General features: G+C 69.7%; 10 protein-coding genes. 5 read left to right on the top strand and 5 right to left on the bottom strand.

The features are described from left to right. Positions 1 to 3: 3 nt before the first annotated feature. On the bottom strand, positions 4 to 1,929 hold the full coding sequence (locus NR798_RS25100; RefSeq protein ID WP_375765014.1) for a nitrogen regulation protein NR(II): 1,926 nt from the start codon (positions 1,927 to 1,929) through the stop codon (positions 4 to 6). A 260-nt stretch (positions 1,930 to 2,189) separates the two neighbouring features. Here NR798_RS25100 and NR798_RS25095 point away from each other — a divergent pair, with 260 nt between their 5' ends. The 4 genes from NR798_RS25095 (at position 2,190) to NR798_RS25080 (ending at position 6,093) form a co-directional block, all read left to right on the top strand. Continuing rightward, positions 2,190 to 2,807 carry a TIGR02265 family protein gene (locus tag NR798_RS25095; RefSeq protein WP_375765013.1) on the top strand — a complete coding sequence of 206 codons (618 nt, stop codon included), beginning with the start codon at positions 2,190 to 2,192 and terminating at the stop codon, positions 2,805 to 2,807. A gap of 29 nt (positions 2,808 to 2,836) precedes the next feature. Next, on the top strand, positions 2,837 to 3,601 hold the full coding sequence (locus NR798_RS25090; RefSeq protein WP_375765012.1) for a DUF3592 domain-containing protein: 765 nt from the start codon (positions 2,837 to 2,839) through the stop codon (positions 3,599 to 3,601). Between the two features lie 74 nt (positions 3,602 to 3,675). Then, a complete protein-coding gene (locus tag NR798_RS25085; protein WP_375765011.1) occupies positions 3,676 to 5,361 on the top strand; it encodes an N-acetylmuramoyl-L-alanine amidase in 1,686 nt (561 codons plus the stop codon). A gap of 78 nt (positions 5,362 to 5,439) precedes the next feature. Beyond that, complete coding sequence (locus NR798_RS25080; RefSeq protein ID WP_375765010.1) at positions 5,440 to 6,093, top strand: NADPH-dependent F420 reductase; 654 nt, start codon at positions 5,440 to 5,442, stop codon at positions 6,091 to 6,093. A gap of 4 nt (positions 6,094 to 6,097) precedes the next feature. On the opposite strand, the gene NR798_RS25075 is transcribed toward NR798_RS25080, so the two are convergent. The 4 genes from NR798_RS25075 to NR798_RS25060 all read right to left on the bottom strand — a co-directional run bounded on the left by NR798_RS25075 (position 6,098) and on the right by NR798_RS25060 (position 15,099). Next, a complete protein-coding gene (locus NR798_RS25075) occupies positions 6,098 to 8,632 on the bottom strand; it encodes a PQQ-dependent sugar dehydrogenase (protein WP_375765009.1) in 2,535 nt (844 codons plus the stop codon). 103 nt (positions 8,633 to 8,735) lie between these two features. Further along, the gene (locus tag NR798_RS25070) at positions 8,736 to 13,064 is read right to left on the bottom strand and encodes an AAA domain-containing protein (protein ID WP_375765008.1); all 4,329 of its coding nucleotides are present in this window, start codon (positions 13,062 to 13,064) and stop codon (positions 8,736 to 8,738) included. Between the two features lie 92 nt (positions 13,065 to 13,156). Further along, positions 13,157 to 14,626 carry an ELWxxDGT repeat protein gene (locus NR798_RS25065; protein ID WP_375765007.1) on the bottom strand — a complete coding sequence of 490 codons (1,470 nt, stop codon included), beginning with the start codon at positions 14,624 to 14,626 and terminating at the stop codon, positions 13,157 to 13,159. Between the two features lie 167 nt (positions 14,627 to 14,793). Continuing rightward, positions 14,794 to 15,099 (bottom strand): hypothetical protein, encoded by a 306-nt coding sequence (locus NR798_RS25060; protein ID WP_375765006.1) that lies wholly within the window; start codon positions 15,097 to 15,099, stop codon positions 14,794 to 14,796. Between the two features lie 172 nt (positions 15,100 to 15,271). Here NR798_RS25060 and NR798_RS25055 point away from each other — a divergent pair, with 172 nt between their 5' ends. After that, positions 15,272 to 17,134, top strand: a complete 1,863-nt coding sequence (locus NR798_RS25055; protein WP_375765005.1) for a DUF4214 domain-containing protein — start codon at positions 15,272 to 15,274, stop codon at positions 17,132 to 17,134. The last annotated feature ends 163 nt before the right edge of the window (positions 17,135 to 17,297 follow it).

Below are 17,297 nucleotides of genomic sequence, written 5' to 3'. Positions count from 1 at the left end.
CCGTCAGAGGCGGGGATCCTCGCTCTGCATGGGCAGCTCGATGGTGAAGGTGGCGCCCTTGCCGGCACCCTCGCTCTCACAGGTGAGGCTGCCGGCCATCTCGATGGCGGACAGGGCGCTGATGTGCAGCCCGAAGCCGTGGCCGTTCTTCTTGGTGGTGAAGCCCTGCGAGAAGAGGCGCGCCAGGTGCTCCGCGGGGATGCCCATGCCGTTGTCCGCCACCTGGATGCGCAGCCGGTCCTCCGGGGCGGGCGCGACGCGGATGGTGATGCACTTGTCCGGCTGGCCGCCGTCGATCAGCGCATGCCGCGCGTTGCTCAGCAGGTTGAGGATGATCTGCAGCAGCTTGTGCCGGTCCAGGAGGATGGGCGGCACGTTGGCGTACTCGCGCCGCACCTCGATGCCATGGCGGGAGAAAGAGACGGACTGCAGGCGCAGGGCATCGTCGATGAGCCGCGTCACCGACATCAGCTCCACCATGCCGGCGAAGCGCGCGTGCTCCTGCTGCATGCTGACGATGGACTTGACGTGCTCGAGCCCCTCGGTGAGCGTCCGCTGCTCGTCCAGCAGGGCCTGCTGCTCCTCGGAGAACTGCTCCGCCAGGGCGGCGAGGTAGGCCGGGAGTTGCCGGCCGCGGGGATCCGTGGAGAGGAAGGTGCCCAGGTCGCCGGCGTGCTCGCTTAGCAGCTCCGCGGAGCGCGTGAGCCCTCCCACCCGGAGGCCCCGGAGGCGCTCGGTGACGAGGTTGGCCGAGACGTTGACGCTGTTGAGGGTGTTGCCCACGTTGTGCAGCAGGCCGGTGGCCACCTCCGCCATGCCCGCGTGGCGCGAGACGTCCAGCAGGCTGCGGTGCATCTCGCTCAGCTTCGTCTCGGACTCCTTGCGCTCGGTGATGTCCCGCCCGAAGAGCGTCAGCCCCAGCGGCCGGCCGTCGTCGCCGAACACGGGGTTGAAGGACAGATCCACGACGCGCGTCCGGTTCTCGTACACATAGGTGTCCTCGAGCCTCACGCGCTGCCCGCTGAACGCCCGCTCGAGGTTCTGCCGCCAGCCCTCCTGGTGCTCCGCGGGGGCGGCGGAGAACAGGGGCTCGCACGGCACCGGCTCCTTCCCGTAGCGCTCGCGGAAGGCCCGCAGCATCGCCGAGTTGGCGACGATGAGCCGCCCCTGCGTGTCCACGGAGCACACCAGATCCTCGGTGTTCTCGATGAGGCTGTTCAGCTTGCGCTCGCTCTCGCGCAGCGTGCGCAGCGCCTGCTCGCGCGCCGCATGGGCCTGGTTGCGCGCGGCCGTGTGCAGCCAGCTCACCGCCCAGATGCACATCATGCAGATGGCGGCGCTGAGATCCACGATCCACAGGTTGCCCACGTGGATGGGCTCGGTCGTGCGGGCGATGAAGTGGAAGGGGTGGATGACGCCCACGAACAGGGCCATGGGCACGGTGAGGATGAACCCCAGGCGCGCGCCCATCAGGTACACCGACATCGCGGGCAGGAGCATGCTCGCGGCGTGCGAGGCCGAGAAGGCCCGGGTGCTGGTGACGCAGGTGAACACGAACGTGGCGGCGATGGTCGAGCAGACGATCAGCGCGGGGAGCTCGTGGGAGGAGCGCCGGCGCAGCAGCACCAGCGCGGCCGAGTTCATGCAGAAGGAGAAGAGCCCGATGGTGGCGTGCATCAAGGGCTGGGGGCTGACGGGCAGGGCGGCCAGCAGCACCGTGTCGAGCAGCATCAGCCCCAGGGCGATGCACACCAGCAGACGGCAGCGGACCACCTCCTCCGGGGCGGCCCGGCGCAGCGGCTTGGAGAGGAAGACGTCCAACCCCGAGAGGATCCACCCTCCCAGCTTCTGATTCCAACGCCCCTGTCCATGTGGCCTCGCCGGCTCCGGGAGGGCCTGTCCCGCCTTGATGGTGGAAGTGCTCGACATGACGAAGGTGCGTCCCCCACGCCCGCATGCGCACGGACGGTCTGTCCACAATCATACACCGCCAGCGTGAAGGGCTCCGCCCCCTTGTCGAGGGCTGCCGAGGGGGGACTGCCTGCCTGGGGCGCATCCAGGGGTCCGGCCCGGCGCGATCTGTTCCGGATCCAAACCTCCGGGAAAGCTCTTCCGTGCCAGAGGCGCCGGGGCCCTCAATATTAGGGAAGATGGCAGCGGGGGGAGGGAGCCCGGGAGGGGCGTTGCACATGAGGCGTGAGACCGGCGCGGACCCGGGAGAAGTCGGGGCCGAACTGGAGCTGGAGCGGAGACTCGGACTGGCGACCCCAGCCGACAGCGTGCGCGGGATGTTCTTCCGCAGCGTGCTGGAGGTGATGTGGGCGCTGGGGGACGAGGCCTCCGTGGAGCACTGCGTCGAGGTGTGCGGCAGGCGGAAGTTCGCGGACTTCACCTGCTACCCGACGGGCGATTTCCTGAAGCTGCTGTGGACGTCGGCGCGGTTGCTGGGCAATGCGTACGGCGACTTCCAGGGGGCGATGCGGGCGCTGGGGCGCCGGGCCGCCACGGACTTCTTCGCCACCTCGACGGGCAGGCCCTTGCGGACGCTGTTGTCGGGCCAGCCGAAGAAGCTGCTGGACAGCCTTCCCATGGCGTACGCGGCGGCCGCGGCCAATGGCGGCCAGTGTCAGGTGCTCTGGGCGGAGTCGGGCAGTGCCCTGGTCCGGTTGGATCGAGACTTCCTCCCCCGGGCGTACGTGGAGGGCGCGCTGGTGGCGGCGCTCGAGGTGGTGGGCGCGCGCGAGCCCCGGGTGTGGAGCCGGGTGCTGGGGCCGCTCTCCAGCGAGTTCGTGTTGTCCTGGGGGTGAGCCGGGAGGAGTGGGTGTAGGATGGAGCCATGCAGCTGGCCATCCCCCAGGCTCCCCGACGTGTTCCCCTCTCGAAGGTGCCCGGTGCCATCGCCCGGCTCGTGCGCGTGGCGGCCGTGGGGCTGGGGTTGATGGCGATGCTCGGCGCGGGCGCGGGTGCCCTGGGCCGCTTCGTGGTGGAGGAGCAGGACTTCCTGTCGCGTGCGCAAGAGCTGGAGGGCCAACTGGCGGCGCTGACGCTGCCTCCCCGGGGCGAGCGCGAAGGCGCCGAGGCCACGCTGGAGGTGCTCTACGCGGTGGGCGAGGTGCGGTACTCGGCCAGCGGGGTGCGCACGCATGCCGAGTACGCCGAGGGCCTGGGGCCGGGGGCGCGCGTCCTGTTGCTGGTGGATCCGCGCGTGCCGGACAGGCCCCGGGAGGCGGGGTACGTGCGCTCGCGCGCGAAGACGCTGGGGCTGGTGCCCTGGGGCCTGGGGCTCGGGGCGCTCGTGGGCGTGGGCCTCTTCGTGCGGGAGCTGCGGCGCACGCTGCGCGCGGAGCTGGAGCCGCTGCGCAAGGGCATGCTGGTGTGGCTGACACCGGAGGGCCCGCTGCCGGAGTCGCGCCGCGAGGTGCTCTTCCCGGCCAGCTATTGGAAGCAGGATCAGAAGCACCCGGTGCGCGCGCGGCTGCGCCCCGGCCGGGCGCCGGTGCGCAACGGAGACAAGGTGCTGGCCGCGGTGCTGTCCTCGCTGCCGGGCCAGGCCCGCGTCATCGACGAGGAGCTGGCACGGACCTTGGGGTGGGTGCGCTGAGGGGGCGAAAATTTGCGGGGGTAGGGGGGCCGTGACACACACCTGTAGCCCTCGCCGTCCTTGGAGGACCTACCATGCTCCCGCGCCTCGTCCTGCTCCTGGCCTTGCTGTCGCCGATCGCCACCCAGGCGAAACGGGATCCGGCCGAGACCGCCTACCAGGAGGCGCGCCGGTCCTACTACGCCCTCAAGGATGACGCCGCGCGGCGCAAGCTGCGCCACAACTGGCTCAACGTGGCGGCCCGGTTCGAGGCCGTGGCCAGCGCCCATCCCAAGAGCCCGCGGGCCCCGGACGCGCTCTACACGGCCGCGGAGCTGCTCAGCGAGCTGAGCCGCATCTCCTTCGTCCCCGAGGATCAGCAGGCGGCGATCGCCGACTACACCCGCGTGATGGAGGCCCACCCGAAGCACCGGCTGGCCGACGACGCGGCGTTGACACTCGCGCGCATGTACTTCGAGCGGTTGGATCAGCCCGAGGCCGCGCGCCGCGTCATCACCCGGAGCGTCACGGCCAACCCCAAGGGTGATCGCGTCAAGGAGCTGAAGGCGCTGCTGGCCTCGCTGCCGCCGCCTCCCGCGTCCAAGACGCCGGCGCCCGTGCGCGAGAAGGCCCCCGCCGTGGCCTCCACTCCGCCGTCGAAGCCCGCCGCCGAGCCGCTCCCGGTGATCCGCGTCGAGCTGTCCAAGCCCGCCGAGCCGCAGCCGGTTCCCGCGCAGCCGCAGGCCGTGGCCTCCGCGACGGCGGGGGAGCGTCCGGGCACGTCGCCGTTGCTCGATGCCATCGGCCGGCACTCGCGCGAGCCCGCCTCCACGCAGCCGGAGCCCGCTCCGGAGCCGAAGCCGGCGGCGGAGCCGGTGAAGGTGGCCGAGCAGCCGGTGAAGGTGGCCGAGCCAGTGAAGGTGGCCGAGCAGCCGGTGAAGCCCTCCGTGGAGCCCGCGAAGGCCGAGGTACTCGCGCCCAACAAGTCGATCACCGCGCCGGTGGACGAGCATGTGGCGCAGGCCCGGCTCAAGGCGGTGGCGAAGGCGTCCAACAACGCGGAGCTGACGCTGGCGGAGCAGCTCGGGCTGAAGGTGCGCCGGGTGGTGATTGACGCGGGGCACGGCGGCCACGACACGGGTGCCATCGGCCGCAAGGGGACGCAGGAGAAGGAAGTGACGCTGGCCATCGCGCAGAAGCTCGCGCGCGAGCTGCGCAACCGGGGCCTGGAGGTGATGCTCACCCGCGATGGCGACCGCTACCTCAAGCTGGAGGAGCGCGCGCGCATGGCCAACGAGATGCGGGGAGATCTCTTCATCTCCATCCACTGCAACTCGGCGCCCACGTCGAAGCTGCGCGGCATCGAGACGTACACGCTCAACACGTCGGCGGACCGCTACTCCATCCGCCTGGCGGCGCGCGAGAACGCGTCCTCGGAGAAGGGCATCAGCGATCTGCAGTTCATCCTCGCGGACCTGGCCACCAAGGCCAACACCGAGGAGTCCACGCGGCTGGCCACGCGGGTGCAGAAGAACCTCGTGAGCCACCTGTCCAGCGGCTACAAGGGCGTGAGGGATCTGGGCACGAAGGAGGCGCTCTTCTACGTGCTGCTGGGCGCGAAGATGCCGGCCATCCTCGTGGAGACGTCCTTCCTGTCCCACGCCGAGGAGGAGAGCCGCCTCGCCTCGGAGAAGTACCAGGAGGACGTGGCCCAGGCCATCGCCCTCGGCGTGGAGGACTTCCTCGGCCGCCGCCAGCTGGCCAAGGTGCAGGTGGACTGAGGGGAGATTGTCGCTGCGGATCGGCTACGTTGACCATGTCCGGCGCCAACACAGGGGGCGCCCCACGGAGAAACAGCCATGAAGATCGCGGTTCTCGGTACCGGAATGGTGGGTGAGACGATCGGCAGCAAGCTGGTCGCGCTCGGGCACGAGGTGAAGATGGGCTCGCGCACGGCGAACAACGAGAAGGCGGCGGCCTGGGTGAAGAAGGCCGGCGCCAAGGCCTCTCAGGGCACGTTCGCGGACGCGGCGGCCTTCGGGGAGCTCCTCTTCAACTGCACGTCGGGCTCGGGCTCGCTCGAGGCACTCAACGCCGCCGGTAAGGCCAACCTCGACGGGAAGATCCTCCTGGATGTCTCCAACCCGCTCGACTTCTCCAAGGGCATGCCGCCGACCCTGTTCGTCTCCAATACGGACTCGCTCGGCGAGCAGCTCCAGCGCGCCTTCCCCTCGCTCAAGGTGGTCAAGACGCTCAACACCATCAACGCCAACGTGATGGTGGATCCCGCGCGCATCCCCGGCGAGCACGCGGTCTTCGTCTCCGGCAACGACGCCGAGGCGAAGGCCCAGGTCAAGCGCCTCCTCACCGAGTGGTTCGGCTGGAAGCAGGTCATCGACCTGGGCGACATCACCACCTCGCGCGGCACCGAGAGCTACCTGCCGCTCTGGCTCCGCCTCTGGGGCGCGATGGGCACCCCGGACTTCAACATCCACATCGTCAAGAAGGCCTGAGCGCTCACCACCGCAACTGGGCCACCGCATTGCCGGTGAGCTCGTTGTACTCCATGACCACCTGGTGCTCTCCGGCCGTCAGCGTGCGGGTGGCCTGGTAGGTCGTGGTGGATTGATAGATCCAGGCGTCGATGATGCGGGTGCCGTCCACGTACACCCGCACTCCGTCATTGGCCCGGGCGATGAAGGTGTACGTGCCCGCCGCGAAGTTGAACCGGCCCGTCCAGCGCACCGAGAAGTAGTTGGACTTGATGAGCGGAGAGGGACTGCCCGTGCCCCAGTCGTAGAAGATGGGCGCCGTTTCACAGCGCACCAGTGCGGCCGGGGGCATCAGGTATTGGTTGTTGAAGTACTCCGCCCGGTACTGCCCCACCGGGCACGAGTCCGTAGTGATGGGGACGAAAGTGGCCGTATACGTCGCATTGGCTGTCCCCGCGAGGATGGTGTGCTCCCGCGCTCCACCATCCGACCAGGTGGCGAAGGTCTGGTTGCCTTGCGGTGACGGCGCGATGATGGTGTGCGAGGAGCCGACGATGGCCTTGCTCGTCAGGGGCGCTGGGCCGCTCGCCCCATCGAAGACCACCTGCAGCCCGGGCGGAGAGGTCTGCAGGGTGATCAGCACCGTCTGGGGACGGATCGTCACGCTCGTCGAGCCCGTCAGTCCCGACGAGTCCGTCGCGGTGAGGGTGATGCCGAAGTAGATCTCGTCGCCGTGATCCGTCACGGAGAAGGAGCCGCCCGCCCCCGTGTTCGTGATGAAGGGGTGCGAATGGCAGTTGGTTCCCGAGCAGTGGTACAGCGTGATCGTCCATGACAGCTGGCTGGCGGGGATGGCTCCGCTCTCGGGATCGATCGCCGAGCCCGAGTAATTGATCACGTCGCCCACCTTGAAGAGGAACGAGCCCGAGGGAGAGGCGATGGTGGGTACGGGAGCCCGGTTGCCGATGGAGATCGGCACGGTGGTGGAGTGGCTCCCCCCGCGCCCATCGCTCACGGTGAGGCGGGCGGTGAACGAGCCAGGCGCCTGGTACGTGTGCTCCGGGTTGGCCACGTTGGAGACGGGGGTGCCGTCCCCGAAGTCCCAGGCGTACTGGAGCACATCCCCATCCGGATCCTGCGAGCCGGCACTGGAGAAGCGCACGAGCAGCGGCGGGTATCCCTCGCGCGGAGCCGCGGAGGCCACCGCGGTCGGAGGTGTATTGCCCGCCGTGTACCGGAGGCGGCGCAGCTGCCCGAGGTGGATCTCGATGTAATAGAGCAGCTCGTCCGGCCCCTGCTCGAGATCGACCAGGGCACCGATGCCCGACGCGAAGCTCGTCACGCTGCCGGGGACGAGGTTGTTGTTCGCATCGGCCCGCAGCGCGCTGATCCACGAGCGGCTGTAGTCCCCGAAGAAGTAGGCGCCCTTCCAGGACGAGGGATAGACCGTCCCGGTGTAGAAGAATCCGCCCGTCGCCGCTGAGCCCACGGTGTGATCCCAGTAGTGCAGCGGCATCCTCACGGCGGCGGTGCCACGTGCGTAGAGCGCCTGACAGACCGTCTTGGACTCGTAGCCCGGCTGGCGGAAGGGGCCCTCGTAACAAGGCCAGCCCAGGTTGGCTCCGGCGGTGGCGGCGTTGACCTCCTCGTACGTGGTCCAGCCCACGTCCCCCAGGTAGGGGACGCCGTTGTCGGGACGCAGGTTGAACCGGTAGGGATTGCGCAGGCCATAGGCCCAGACCTTCGAGCGGTTGGCCGCGGCATTGCCATTCCAGAAGGGATTGCCGGGCACGCCCTGGCCGGTGCGGGTGATGTGCAGCACCTTGCCGGCCAACGAGTCGAGATCCTGTGCCCTCAAGGCATCGTCATCGACCTTGTCGAACTGGGCGCCTTCTCCCGTCGTCACGAAGAGCGTGCCGTCCGGCGCGAACTTCACGTCCCCCACGCTGTGCGAGGCGCTGTCCGAGGGAATGCAATCCGTGCCCGCGGGAAAGACCTTGCACGTGCTGCCCACCACCGTGCCGAGCAGGACGAATTCGCTCGAGAGCGAGGCGCTATCTCCCACGGCCGTATACCGGGCCAGGCGTCCCGTCTTCGGGCCCGTGTCATCCGTGGCATCGTCGTCGTAGGTATAGAGGAGGTAGATGAAGCCATTCGCCGCGAAGTCGGGATCGATGGCGATGCTCAGCAGGCCGCGATCCTGGTGGGTGTTCACCCGGTTCCTGAGATCGATGAAGGGAGTGTTCTGCAGCACTCCGTTCTTGAACAGCCTGACCAGGCCGGACTTCTCGGTGATGAGGATCCTGCCATCCGGCAGCCGCGCGAAAGCCGTCGGGTAGATCAGCCCCGAGACCACCGTTTCAATCACGAAGCCACCCGGCAGGGCCGTGGCGACGACGGGCTCGGAGGCTTCGGTGGGGTGGGGCTCGTCAGCCGGGGAGGGGGGGCTTCCCGAGTCCCAGCACCCGGCCTGCGCCGGAATCAGCAGACCCAGCAGCAGACAGAGGAGGAGACGGGCTGTCCTGAAGGACAACCCGCGCCGCGGGCTCGGCACTGACATGGGAGGCTCCTGTTGGGGTGTAAGACTGCAGGGAAGCTGTCCCCGCCCGCTCACCCGACAAGCAACCCCGAGGTCTCACGCCGCTGTTGAGCGCCTTCTCCGTTCAGTTGAGGACGCGGCGGGCCTCGCCCTGGCGCGGTGTCTCCGGCACGGGAGGCTGACGCGCGAGCTGCTCGCTGGCGGCCTGGAGCACCTTCTCCCGGGCGCTCTCGGGATCCCGGAAGAAGTGGGGCGTCCACAGCCGCACCAGCTTCCAGCCCTGGCCCTCGAGGATGGCCGTGCGGAACAGATCCCACTCCACCGGGTCCGCCGCCTTGGGGTAGCGCGTGCCATCGCACAGCACGCCCACCGTGACGTCCCCGGCGCGGCGGGGATGGTGCAGCGCCACGTCCACGCAGAAGCCATCGTTGCCCCAGTGCACGTCCGAGGACACGCCCTGCGTCCGCTTCAGGTCCTCCGCCAGCGCCCGCGCGAAGGCCGAGCCCGCTTCCGTCTCGCGCTCGTGCACCACCGGCTCCGGCCGCTCCCGTACTTCCTCCGGCTGTCCGGACTCGTGCGCGTACTCCTCGGCGAGCCGCTCGGCGTATTGGAGGTAGGCGAAGAGCAGCCAGCCCCCGTTCGGCTTGCGGCCCTGTTCCACCGGAGGCAGCGCCGAGTACACCTCGCGCGGGATGGACGTCACCAGGTGCACCTGCTGCCGCGCCCGCGTCACCAGCACGTTCAGCCGCCGTCCTCCGCCCGCGCTCCCCAGCGGCCCGAAGCGCCGGTAGAAGCGCCCCTTCGCGTCGGGGCCGTACGTGGTGCTGATGATGATGTGATCCCGCTCGTCACCCTGGACGTTCTCCAGGTTCTTCACGAAGAGCCCCTCGAACGAGCCCTCGCCGCGCCGCACCCGTGCCGCCGCCAGCTTCGCCGCGAAGTCCGCGTCCGCCGCCGCCAGCTCCTCCAGTACCTCGGTGATGGCATCGCGCTGCGTCAGGTTGAAGCACGCCACGCCGATGGACGGCGGCTCCGGTTGCGAGAGCAGCTCCTTCACCAGCGCTCCCACCGCCCGCGCCTCCACCGCGTTCACCCGCTTCTCGTACTGGCCTCCCGCGTGGAGCAGCCGCAGCGGCGCGTGCTCCACCCGGTTGGACGGGTGCCCCGGAATGGCCTGCAGCCGCGAGTCATAGAAGTGCTCGTTGCTGAAGCCGATCAGATCCGCGTTCTGGGAGCGGTAGTGCACGTCCAGGTAGCACTGATCGATCTCCAGGTTCAGCGCCGCGCCGAGCAGATCCTCCACCTCGGCCTGCTGATCCTCGAAGAGGCCCTGCTCGCTCTCGGTGTCCAGCTCCTCCTGGCTCTGCACCACGGCGCTCTCGAAGAAACGCGTGGGCGGCAGCTGCTTGGGATCTCCCGCGATGACCACCCGCTTCGCCCGCGTCAGCACCGGCAGCGCCTCCTCCAGCCGGCACTGCGAGGACTCGTCGAAGATGACCACGTCGAAGAGATCCTGGCGCGGGAAGATCTGCGCCACCGTCTGGGGGCTCGCCATCCACACCGGCCGCATGTCGAAGAGGGGATCGCCTCCCTCCACGTTGGCGCCCGCGGCGATGACCTGGCGCACCCGCAGCGCGCGCTCGCCCCGCAGCAGCAGGCGGCGGCGCAGCTCCGCGCCCATCCCGTTGAGCCGTCCTCCCGTGGCGGCCAGCAGCCGCTCGCGCTGGCACTCCGTCCAGCGGTGGAGGATGACGTCGCGCACCAGCTCGCGCTTGCGCGCCTCCAGGGCCCGGTAGCGCGTCTGACTCGCGTAGAGCCGGTCCGCGTCGATGTGCTGGAGCACCGGGCTCTCCTTCACCCGCGCGGACACCTCGGCGGCCAGGACGGCCTTGCGCACCGCGCACCAGCCGTTCTCCGCGTCCGCTCCGGCCAGGGCCAGCTTCCCGGCCGCCATGCCGAGCGCCGGAGGCAGCCCCGCCACCAGCGCCTGGATCCGCAGCAACCCCTCCACGCTGGACAGCCGCGCCGCGAGCGACGACACGAGCGGCTGCACCTGCTCGCCCGTGCGCAGCGCCCGGCTCCGGGCCACGCGCCAGTCGGAGGCGAAGAGGCCCACCTCGGCCAGCCGGGACTCCAGCCGGACCACGGCCTCGCTCCGGGCGGCGGACTGGCGCAGCCCCGCGAGCAGGCGCGCCCGTGCCGTCTCGTCGGCCTTCAGCGCGTCCCGGACCGCCTGCCGGCAGGAGGCGAACACCGGCCGCTCCAGCTGCAACAGCACGTCGAAGAGCGCGGCATGGGTCCTCAGTCCTCGGGAGAGCGCCTCATCCGTGAGGGGCTCGTTGGGGCCGGGGGCGAGGGCCGTGTGATGGAACTCGGTGAGCAGGAGCCGTGCGCGCACCCCCGTGAGGAAGCGGGAGACGCGCTCGGCCGTCTCGGCTCCCACGGTGAGCCCGAAGCGCCGGAGCACCTCGGCGGCCTTCGCCCGGCGGGTGAAGAAGAAGAGAAAGCGGTACCACTTGCGCGCCACCAGCAGCCAGGAGGCCAGGAACGCCAGGGCCTGTCCCAGGGCACCCAGTGCCAGGGGCTCCGAGCGGTGCACCAGCGCCAGCTCCGTGTCCAGCGGGCCCTCGTTCAATACCTGCACCTGCGGCGCCAGGCCCTCGAGCTGGGTCTTCGTGGCCTGCACGGCCTCGGACATGGACGAGGCCCAGCGCGCCAGCCACTCGGGACGCGCTTCCTTCAGCACGTGCTCCAGCTTGTCGGCGAGCTCGGCACGTGCCCGGCCCTCGGCGGCCACGTCTCCGGTGGGAGAGAAGGCGGGGACGTCCGGCGAGGCCTGCGCATCCGCCTCGCGCGCGGCCTCCACCGCGGACGCCATGCGCTCGCGATACGTGGCGAGCGGCGTGGACAGGTAGTCCTTCAGCTCGGCGCCGAGCGAGGTGCGCCAGGGGTTGTCCGGGTAGCCCTCCTTGCCGGCGCGTTCCAGCACCTCGCGCACCTCGCGCTCGTGGGGGCGCGACTCGGCCAGACGGAAGGAGCCGAGGGACTCCGTCGCGCGGGCCAGCGACTCCGGGGCCTCCTGGCCGAACCACTGGCCCACCAGCTCGTGGAAGGAGGGCTCGGTGCCTCCGGCGGGGCGCGTGGAGAGGGCGCGCTCGGCCGAGGACAGCTCGTCGTGGAGCGCCTGCATCTCGGTGTCCACGCGGGACAGCTCGGCTTTGGCGGCGGGGTTGATCCGGGACTCGGTGAGGTTGTCGAGCTGCTCGCGGATGCCGAGGTAGAGCTCGCGCTGATCCCTCTGCGCGTCGTGCACCACCGCGCACAGGGAGCCGAGGCCCAGGTGCTCCAACCGGTGCTTCACCACGTCCAGGGCGGTGCGCTTGTCGCAGACGAGCAGGATGCGCTCCCCGCGCGCGAGGTGGTCTCCGATGGCGTTGGCGATGGTCTGCGACTTGCCGGTGCCGGGAGGCCCGTGGACGACGAGGCCCCGGCTGCTGCGCGCGAGCCGCACCGCCCGCGACTGGCAGGGATCCGCATGGGAGACGAGCCGGTCCTCGCCCGCGCGCCAGGTGCCCTGGGACGCGGCGTCCTTCTTGGGTGTGCCCTGGGCGCCGAGGGAGACGCCCACGCGCAGGAAGCTCTCGATGGGGCCCTGGACGGGCTCGCCGTCCACGAGGGCCCGCATGTCATCCACGAGGCTCTGGTTGGACAGGGGATAGAGGCCGAGCACGGCGCACGGGAGGATGGCGGGCCCGGCGGTGGTCTCGTCCTCGGAGCGCGGGGTGGGGGAGAGCGGAGTCTCGGCGGTGAAGGGGGAGGGCGCGGGCAGCTCGAGGGCCGTGGCCACGGCGGCGGCCAGCTCGTTGAGCTCGCGCCAGGGCTCCTGGCCCTGCTCATCGGCGAACAGCTCCCCGAGGCGCTTGCCGGTCTGCCGCTCCACCCAGGCGATGAGGGCGGTGTTGGGCATGACCCGATCCGCGCCATCGGCGGCGGACTCGAGCTCCAGGCCCGGCGTGCGGCCCTTCTTGAGGGTGAGGCGCACGGGGATGAAGGCGATGGGCGCCAGGACGCGCTTGGTGTTGGCGAAACCCCGTGCGTCCTTGGTGCTCGGGGGCAGGTGGAGCAGGGGATAGCCCACGTGGAGCACCTGGGCGCCGGTGTCCTGCTCGAAGGTGCGGGCGTCCTCGGCGATGGTGTTCAGCTTGCGCAGCAGCGCCTGCCGCTCGTCGTCCTCACGCTTGGACGGGGAGTCTGGGGTGTCCTTCGAGGCGCTCGGGGCGCGCACGGAGAGCTTCACCGTGGCCTTGTCCCCGAGCAGCCCGGCGAGGAGGGAGGGAGGGGGAGTGCCATCCAGCCGGCTCAGCAGCGTGAGGTCCACGCGCTGGCGGCTGTTATGGGGACGGCAGTTGATGCTCGGGCCCGACGCGAGCGAGGCGTACAGGCGATCGAGCATCTTCTCGAGGAAGCGGTTGCGGGAGTCCGGCGGCAGGGAGCACCTCCTGGGCGGAGGTACTTCCTATCACACCGTGGAGGAGCCCCATGCCCTCACCCGTCGTTGGGCAGGGGCGTGTAGCAGTCGCCGAGTGACTCCAGGGGGAGGACCCAGGTCTCGCGGCCGTGCACGCCATCGTCGGCGACGAAGAAGACCCGGCCGCCGGACACGGTGAACCAGGAAGGGTAGGACGAGGCGGATCCGGGCGCGATGTCCTGGAAGAAGAACGTCCCCTGGGGCGTCCCATCACTCCGCCACAGCTCCTGGCCGTAGGTGGCGGTGGAAAGGGAGAACAGGACAACCCCGCCCGCGGCGGACAGCTCCGGGAACGAGCCGGTGAACGCGCTGGCGTCCCCGGGGGCGAGATCCTCCACGAGGCGCGTGTTCTTGCGCTGTCCCCGGCTCACCCAGAGCTCCCGTCCATGGACCCCATCGTCGGCGGTGAAGAAGACCTTCCCGTCCTCGGTGGCCCGCAGGCTGGCGGGGATCGAGCTGGCCGGGCCGGGATGGATGTCCTCGACGAGGCGCGTGCTCCCGCGAGTGCCGGCGCTCTTCCACAGCTCCTGGCCGTGCACGCCGTCATTGGCGCTGAAGAAGACCTTGTGGCCCACGGAGGCGAACTCCCCGGGCGAGGAGCCCTCCGGACCGGGACGGATGTCCTCGAGGAGGCGCGTGCCCCCGGGCGTGCCATCGCTCACCCACGGCTCGATACCATGGCGGCCATCGTCGGCGGTGAAGAAGAACCTCCCGTCCGCGGCGGCGACGAACGCGTACGGTTGCGCGGTGATGTCCGCCAGGGGAATCGTTCCCTCGGGAGTGCCGTCGCTCCTCCAGAGCCGGGTCTCGATGTCTTCGACGACCGACAGGAAGACGATTCCCCCCAGGGCGCCCAGGATGAACACCTGGTTGTACCCGCCGGGGTTGAACTCCTTGATGAGCACCGTGCCCTCGGGCGTGCCGTCGCTCTTCCACAGGCCCCTGTTCCCCTCCCCATTTGCGGCGGAGAAGAAGAGCGTTCCCTCCGCCTCGGTGAGACCCTCGGGATAGGAGTGGCCCGTGGGGTTGATGTCCTTGAGTTGGAAGGTGCCCTCGGGCGTGCCGTCGCTCCTCCACAGCTCGATGCCCCCCTCCTGACTCTCGGCGGCCAGATAGAAGAACAGCCCGTTCGCGGAGGTGGGAAACGCGTACTCCCCGAGGTAGTCCCCGAGGAAGAGGGTCTTGACGAAGACGGTGCCCCCGGTCGTGCCATCGCTCTTCCACAGCTCGACGACCCCACCGGGATTCGGGAAGGGCAGCGTGGTGAGGAAGAGCGTCCCGTCCACGTCCGTCAGCTCCGCCGGATCCGACGTCTCCGGCCCGGGGACGATGTCCTTCAACAAGGAGGCGGGACGGCACTGCCGCTTGCAGCCGTCCTCCCTGCGCCCCAACTCCTGGGGCGCGGCCTCGGTGGATTCCTCCTCCAGGGTGGGCCCGCAGGCCCCCAGGAGACAACAGAAGATGAGCGGCAATCGCCAGGCGTTCATGTGACCCCCCCCTCGAAACGCCCCCAATGTGGCGACGGCCGAGACGTCCATCCAGCGCTCGCCGGGAGGGGCGAGCGGACTCGCGGGCCCCCTGGGTGGCTGCCCGCTCTCCCCACCTGAAACATGACCGGCGTTGTCAGGGTTGCCGGCTCCTTTCCCCTGCGGCGTCAGTGCAACTGCGCCCCCGTGTGGGTGCACCAGTTCACGTAGCCGTACCAGTCGGTGCCGTAGAACACGCCGAAGGAGTCCGCGTAGTCGGCCCGCTTGTACCCGCCCGAGGCGTTGTGGCACAGCCAGTCGTCCCGGCCATCCCCGTTCAGGTCTCCTACGTGGAGCCGGTCCGCCGTCTGGGCGCACCACTGGGCGTCATTCTGCCAGTCTTCTCCGTGGAACTGGCCGTTGACGTCCGCGTAGTCGATCCACTTGTACCCGGCCCGCGTCTCCATGCGGCCGAGGAATGGACGCCGGCTCACCGGGTTGTGACGCGAGACTCGGGGGAGGGGCGGAGGTCCGGGAGCGGAAGGTCACGGGGGTCTCCCGGCAGGAGCGCTCTCGCCACGGTCAGTGCCATGTCGGATTTCCTGCATCATTTTCCTGCTTCCCTGCTCTTTCCACTGCGGGTTTTCCATCGCGATAGGAGCAGGAATGCATCTCAAGACGTGGAGTTCGTGGCTCATCGCCCTCGGGCTGACGGGGAGCACCGGGGCGCTGGCGGCAGACTCGGAGAAGGCGGCGCAGGAGGCCGCCGAGGCGCAGGTCCGCGCCCTGGGTGGCGAGGAGCATGTCGAGGCGGACCTCCTGGAAATCAAATTCCATGACCACCAGCGCATCCGGTTGCGCAGTGGCGTGCCCACGGACCTGACGGGGCGCGGGCTGCGCACGGCGGAGGCCGCGATGCTGCTGAGGGCGGTGGAGGGCGGCAGGTGGATGCGCTCTCACGACGTGTCCGAGGAGGCGCTGGAGCGGCTCCAGGCCGAGGGTGAGGAGCGGACGGCCCGGCCGCAGCCGGACCTCAACCTGTACTTCCGCCTGCGGCTTCCGGTGGGCCTGGATGCTCAGCGCATGGCGGCGGCCTTCCGCCAGCTTCCGGAGGTGGAGGCCGTCTACCGCGTGCCTCGCCCGGCGGAGTTGCCGACGGCGCCGGACTACTACTCGGTGAGCGCGAGCTCGAATCAGAAGTACCAGGACGCGGCGCCCACGGGCATCGATGCGCGCTTTGCCGACAGCGTGGCGGGTGCGCGCGGCACGGGCGTGAAGATCTGCAACGTGGAGTACAGCTTCAACAGCGCGCACGCGGACCTGGGCACGGTGACGGTCGTCGGCTCGATTGGAGTGGACCCGTTCAACGACACCAACCACGGCACCGCGACGCAGGGTGAGTACGGCAGCCTGTCCAACGGCGAGGGCACCACCGGCATTGCCTACGCCGCGCAGAAGCTGTTCGCCTACTCCAACTTCTCGTCCGGCTGGAACGTGGGCGCGGCCGTGACGACGTGCGCGGCCAACATCAGCGCCGGCGATGTCATCCTCATCGAGCAGCAGTTGAGCGGTCCGAATGGCACGGAGAAATACGTCCCGGTCGAGTGGTACAAGCCCTGGTACGACGCCATCAAGGCGGCGGTGGCGGCGAACAAGGTCGTCGTCGAGGCGGCGGGCAACGGCTCCGAGAACCTGGATGACCCCATCTACTCCACGGGCAACAGCGGCCACTACCCGTTCCTGCCGGCCAACGACTCGGGCGCCATCATCGTGGGTGCCGGCAGGTCAAGCTACTATCTCGCCGATGCGCGCACCGCCCACGGCTTCTCTACCTACGGCTCCACGGTGGACCTGCAGGGCTGGGGCGACAGCGTGACGACCACCGGCTATGGCTATCTCTACAGCTCCGAGGGCGTCAACCGCTGGTACACCTCCAGCTTCTCGGGCACCTCGAGCGCGAGCCCCATCGTCACTGGCGCGGTGGCCAGCATTCAGGGCGCCGCCCGCGCCTCCGGAGCCGGCGTGCTCAGCCCGAGCGCGGTGCGCAATCTCCTCTCCGGCACGGGCACGCCGCAGCCCTCCACCGACACGCGCCACATCGGCGCACTGCCGAACCTGCGCCAGGCCCTCACGACCAACCCCATTGACAGCTCGGAGTTCTTCATCCGGCAGACCTACCTGGATGTGGTCAAGCGCGAGGCTGACTCCGGCGGGTATTCCTTCTATCTGAACTTCTTGCAGAGCTGTAATGGGGACTCGGCCTGCCTGGCCTCGAACCGCGTCGCCATTGCGCGCGGACTGCTCGAATCCGCGGAGAACCGCCAGCAGGACCCTGAGCTGAACCCGGCTTCGTCTGGCTACAACTCGGCCTTCGTCACCCATTGCTACACGAACTTCCTGCGGCGCCAGCCGTCGGCGGCGGAGTCTTCCTACTGGGTGAGCCTCCTCACTTCGTCGGGTGACTACAGCGGGGTCGTCAACGGCTTCATCACCTCCACCGAGTACCGCCGGCGCTTTGGCATGCGGTAGCAGCTCGCCCTGAGCAAACGCACCTTCCCCCGGGAGAGCGCAGCAGAACACGTGCGCTTCGGGGGAAGGTGCGCCTCCGGCCCATGCGCGAGGGCCGCCCCAGAGTGCTTGGGGGACCCGCGTCACCCCAGGCCGCGCCGATCCTCGACCCGACCACCTTTTC

The organism is Archangium gephyra (assembly GCF_042230915.1).
GTDB classification, from domain to species: Bacteria; Myxococcota; Myxococcia; order Myxococcales; family Myxococcaceae; genus Archangium; species Archangium gephyra_B.
Note: the sequence above shows the minus strand (reverse complement) of the source record. Positions and strands in the feature narration are given on the sequence as shown.

Excerpts from the sequence above, each read along its gene's own strand:
- NR798_RS25100 (WP_375765014.1), bottom strand. The coding sequence starts at position 1,929 with ATGTCGAGCACTTCCACCATCAAGGCGGGACAGGCCCTCCCGGAGCCG.
- NR798_RS25095 (WP_375765013.1), top strand. The coding sequence starts at position 2,190 with ATGAGGCGTGAGACCGGCGCGGACCCGGGAGAAGTCGGGGCCGAACTG.
- NR798_RS25090 (WP_375765012.1), top strand. The coding sequence starts at position 2,837 with ATGCAGCTGGCCATCCCCCAGGCTCCCCGACGTGTTCCCCTCTCGAAG.
- NR798_RS25085 (WP_375765011.1), top strand. The coding sequence starts at position 3,676 with ATGCTCCCGCGCCTCGTCCTGCTCCTGGCCTTGCTGTCGCCGATCGCC.
- NR798_RS25080 (WP_375765010.1), top strand. The coding sequence starts at position 5,440 with ATGAAGATCGCGGTTCTCGGTACCGGAATGGTGGGTGAGACGATCGGC.
- NR798_RS25075 (WP_375765009.1), bottom strand. The coding sequence starts at position 8,632 with ATGTCAGTGCCGAGCCCGCGGCGCGGGTTGTCCTTCAGGACAGCCCGT.
- NR798_RS25070 (WP_375765008.1), bottom strand. The coding sequence starts at position 13,064 with ATGCTCGATCGCCTGTACGCCTCGCTCGCGTCGGGCCCGAGCATCAAC.
- NR798_RS25065 (WP_375765007.1), bottom strand. The coding sequence starts at position 14,626 with ATGAACGCCTGGCGATTGCCGCTCATCTTCTGTTGTCTCCTGGGGGCC.
- NR798_RS25055 (WP_375765005.1), top strand. The coding sequence starts at position 15,272 with ATGCATCTCAAGACGTGGAGTTCGTGGCTCATCGCCCTCGGGCTGACG.